Genomic DNA, 4,214 nt, shown 5'->3' with positions numbered 1-4,214 from the left:
CGCACTTGTTGGAAAGAGCGGTAGCGGAAAGACCACTCTTGTAAACCTTATACCCAGATTTTATGAGACTTCAGAAGGTTCTATAAAAGTAAACGGAGTGGACATAAAAAACTATTCTCTGAAGGAATACAGAAAAGAGATAGGAATAGTACCTCAGGAAACTTTTCTTTTCAGCGGGACAATAGCATCAAATATTGCCTATGGTAGAGAAGAGTCAACTATGGAAGAGATAATAGAAGCTGCAAAAATGGCCAATGCTTATGACTTTATAATGGAGTTTGAAAAAGGATTCGATACTGAAGTCGGAGAGAGAGGGGCCATGATCTCAGGAGGTCAAAAGCAGAGAATAGCGATAGCCAGAGCACTCATACAGGACCCTGAGATAATGATATTAGACGAGGCAACTTCTGCCCTTGATACAGAGTCAGAAAGGCTGGTACAGGATGCCCTGGATAAACTGATGAAGGGTAGAACGACCTTTGTAATAGCTCACAGACTTTCCACCATTGTAAATGCAGATAAGATAGTAGTAATGGAAAAGGGCGAGATAAAAGAGACAGGAAGCCACAGAGAGCTCTTAGAGCATGGCGGAATATATAAAAAACTTTATGAAACACAATTTGGAGAAACAGCTTAGGAGGATATAATGAGTGAAAAATTGAGAGACGACAACAGAAAACTGGATCAGATCAGAGAAATAAAAATTACACCTAACTTTACTATTTATGCTGAAGGTTCAGTTCTTATAGAGATGGGAAATACAAAGGTAATATGCACAGCCTCTATAAGTGACAGAGTGCCTCCCTTCCTTAGAAATCAAGGGAGAGGATGGCTTACAGCAGAGTATTCAATGCTTCCTAGAGCTACTGAAGACAGAAATATGAGAGAAGCTGTAAAGGGAAAACTATCAGGAAGGACTATGGAAATCCAGAGACTTATAGGTAGATCTTTGAGAGCCTGTATAGACCTGGAAAAAATAGGTGAAAAGACGATCACTGTAGATTGTGATGTTATCCAGGCAGACGGAGGGACAAGAACTGCCTCTATAACTGGTGGATACATGGCCCTGGCTTTGTCAGTGAAAAAACTCCTTAAAAATGATAAATTGAAAGAAAATCCCCTAATCGCTAATGTAGCCGCAATAAGTGCAGGAATTGTAGGGGGAGAGCCTATGCTTGATCTGAAATATACTGAGGACTCTACTGCAGAAGTGGATATGAATGTGATAATGAATTCTAAAGGAGAATTTGTAGAGGTACAGGGAACCGGGGAAGAGGCTACCTATACAAGAAAAGAGCTGAATGAGATGCTTGACCTCGCTGAAAAAGGAATAATGGAACTGGTTGAATTACAAAACAAAATAGTGGAAGAGACTGAAGTCTAATGAAGATTTTCTTAGCTACAGGTAATACTAAAAAAATAAAAGAGATCGAAAAAATACTTCAAGACTTTGACGTGGAAATATTATCTATAAAAGACGGAATAGAGATTCCAGAAGTCGTAGAAGACGGGGATACTTTTGAAGCAAACTCCGCTAAAAAAGCTCTTGAAATAGCAAGGTATCTAAATATACCTTCTATCGCAGATGACTCGGGTCTTTGTGTAGACGCCCTAGGAGGAGCTCCCGGAGTGTATTCTGCAAGATATTCCGGTGAGAGTGCCACAGATGAGACAAATAATGAAAAGCTTATAAAAGACCTTCAAGGAGTCGAGAACAGGAAGGCAAAATTTGTTTCTGTGATTACTTTTGCGAGGCCCACAGGAGAGACTTATTCCTTCCGGGGGGAGATTGACGGAGAGATTGTGGATAACCCTAAAGGAAAAGACGGCTTCGGGTATGATCCTTACTTTTATGTAGAGGAGTATAAGAGTACCCTAGCTGAAATACCAGAGATAAAAAATAGGATAAGCCACAGGGCAAAGGCTCTGGAAAAATTTAAAGAAAATTTTCAGGATATAGTTAAAAAGTGGTAGTTTTTCTACCACTTTTTTAATGGCCTGTTAAAAATCCAAATGAATAAATTTCCAAGAAAAACAGGAAAAACAGAAAAAATGAGAATTAATAATAGGTATGAAGTTAAGGGGGAATTAAAATGATTGAGTGGTTAGGGGGATTTACACCTGTTCAACAGGCTCTTATGGCGACTTGTTTCACCTGGTTTGTAACAGCACTTGGGGCTGCCATGGTGTTTTTCTTTAAGGAGATAAAAAGAGAGATGCTTGATGGCATGCTCGGATTCGCAGCTGGAGTAATGATCGCAGCCAGTTTTTGGTCTCTGCTGGCACCTGCTATTGAGATGGCAGAAGAGATGGGGAATCGTGGATGGATACCTGCTGCGATAGGCTTTCTTTCTGGAGGTTTATTTTTATGGCTCATTGACAAGATATTACCACATCTTCATCAGGGTCTTAAAACTTCAGAGGCAGAGGGAATAAAAACCCACTGGCAGAGAAGCATACTTTTGGTATTGGCTGTGACTCTGCACAATATACCAGAGGGACTTGCAGTTGGAGTTGCCTTTGGGGCTGTGGCGGCGGGGATACCTTCTGCTAATCTTGCAGGTGCGGTAGCTCTTGCAATAGGTATAGGTATTCAAAATTTTCCTGAGGGAGCGGCGGTTTCTGTACCTCTCAGACGTGAAGGCGTTTCAAGAATTAAAAGTTTCTGGTATGGGCAGCTTTCCGGAGTGGTAGAACCAATAGCGGGAGTTATAGGGGCTTACGCAGTTTTGAGTATGAGAAGTCTTCTTCCTTATGCTCTTTCTTTTGCAGCGGGAGCTATGATCTTTGTGGTGATAGAGGAGCTTATACCTGAATCTCAGATGGATAAAAAAACAGACATTTCCACAGCGGGAGCTATGATAGGTTTTGCTGTAATGATGAGCCTAGATGTGGCTTTAGGATAAGAAAATCCCCTGGGTATCCAGGGATTTTTTTTTATCAAAAATATATAAATATGTATAAAAACAATAATTAAAAAACATATGAATAGATGAAATAAAATTTATAGAAGGAATTCATGGGAAATTCAGTATTTGTTTTATTAACAGCAAAGAATGTCTTTAACCAGGGGTGGTATAAATTGAGATTGGGAACATTTATTAGTATGTTAGTTTTAATCTTTGTAAAAGGTTATGGGGGTATAGAGGAAAGACCTTCAATGGAAAGCTTGAGCAGCAGAAGAATGGTCTCTGCCAGACCGGAATCTATAGAGGTTAGGGATATAGTTTTGAGTGGAAGAGATACAAATTATGATGTGAGGGAGATAACACTGGAAGAGAGGGTGGTCTTTAAGGCATATCAGAGGAAAACCCAGGATTTAAATTTTATGTGGCCCTTAGAAGAGATTGCAGTAACGAGCAACTGGGGTGGAAGAGTAGATCCAATTACTGGAAGTGTTGGATCTAAACATAATGGAATAGATCTTGCTGCATCTATTGGTACAAGGGTTTATTCACCAGAAAGCGGCATAGTGAGAACTGCCAGATGGGTAAGGGGTTATGGAAAGACAGTCATAATAGATCACGGGAACGGTTATTCTACAAGATTTGGGCATTTAAGCAGCTATAATGTAAAGGAGGATGATTTTGTAGACAGGGGTAGCTTTATCGCAAGAACTGGAAATACAGGTAGAAGCACCGGTCCGCACCTTCATTATGAGATAAGATATGAGGAAAAGCCTCTAAACCCGGCAGAATTTTTAGACCTTTAGTATAAATATAAAGAAAAAGCTAGCCCAATGGCTAGCTTAATTTTTTTACTAAACTATCTATGAAAAACTGATGCATTCTGTAGTCAGAAGTAAGCTCCGGGTGAAAAGATGTCACGAGAATATTCCCCTGCCTGGCAGCCACAATATTCCCATCTATCCTGGACAAGACCTCTATACCATCTCCACACGCCTCTATATAAGGGGCACGGATAAATACCATCTCCACGTCCTCCCCTATACCCTTCACAGGTGCTTTACAGTTAAAACTTCCCAGCTGTCTGCCATAGGCATTTCTTTTTACAATGATATCCATAATACCCAAGTGAACCTTTTCATCGTTGGCAAGGGATTTTGCAAGAAGTATCATCCCGGCACAAGTCCCAAATACAGGAAATCCGTCTTCTATCATATCTTTAAGTGTATCCATGATTCCCAGATCAATTAGAAGTTTTCCCATTGTAGTGCTTTCTCCCCCAGGGAGAATTATTCCATCTATATCCCT

General features: G+C 40.2%; 6 protein-coding genes. 5 read left to right on the top strand and 1 reads right to left on the bottom strand.

Translation table 11 applies throughout. From position 1 onward, the window contains the following. The 5 genes from ABZA26_RS08990 to ABZA26_RS08970 all read left to right on the top strand — a co-directional run. Positions 1-637 (top strand): ABC transporter ATP-binding protein (locus ABZA26_RS08990; protein ID WP_372714184.1); only part of this gene is annotated, 637 nt, incomplete at its 5' end. A 9-nt stretch (positions 638-646) separates the two neighbouring features. Then, complete coding sequence (gene rph, locus ABZA26_RS08985) at positions 647-1,384, top strand: ribonuclease PH (protein ID WP_372714183.1); 738 nt, start codon at positions 647-649, stop codon at positions 1,382-1,384. Further along, on the top strand, positions 1,384-1,974 hold the full coding sequence (locus ABZA26_RS08980) for an XTP/dITP diphosphatase (RefSeq protein WP_372714182.1): 591 nt from the start codon (positions 1,384-1,386) through the stop codon (positions 1,972-1,974). Before rph ends, ABZA26_RS08980 begins: the two co-directional genes overlap by 1 nt. A 119-nt stretch (positions 1,975-2,093) precedes the next feature. Then, positions 2,094-2,906: a ZIP family metal transporter gene (locus ABZA26_RS08975; protein ID WP_372714181.1), complete on the top strand. Its 813-nt coding sequence runs from the start codon at positions 2,094-2,096 to the stop codon at positions 2,904-2,906. Positions 2,907-3,106: 200 nt separating this feature from the next. Beyond that, complete coding sequence (locus ABZA26_RS08970; protein ID WP_372714180.1) at positions 3,107-3,712, top strand: M23 family metallopeptidase; 606 nt, start codon at positions 3,107-3,109, stop codon at positions 3,710-3,712. A 31-nt stretch (positions 3,713-3,743) separates the two neighbouring features. Here ABZA26_RS08970 and pdxT read toward each other — a convergent pair. Next, positions 3,744-4,214 (bottom strand): pyridoxal 5'-phosphate synthase glutaminase subunit PdxT (pdxT, locus tag ABZA26_RS08965; RefSeq protein WP_372714179.1); only part of this gene is annotated, 471 nt, incomplete at its 5' end.

Origin of the sequence: Ilyobacter sp. (genome assembly GCF_041583315.1) — a bacterium.
Classification (GTDB): Bacteria; Fusobacteriota; Fusobacteriia; order Fusobacteriales; family Fusobacteriaceae; genus Ilyobacter.
Note: the sequence above shows the minus strand (reverse complement) of the source record. Positions and strands in the feature narration are given on the sequence as shown.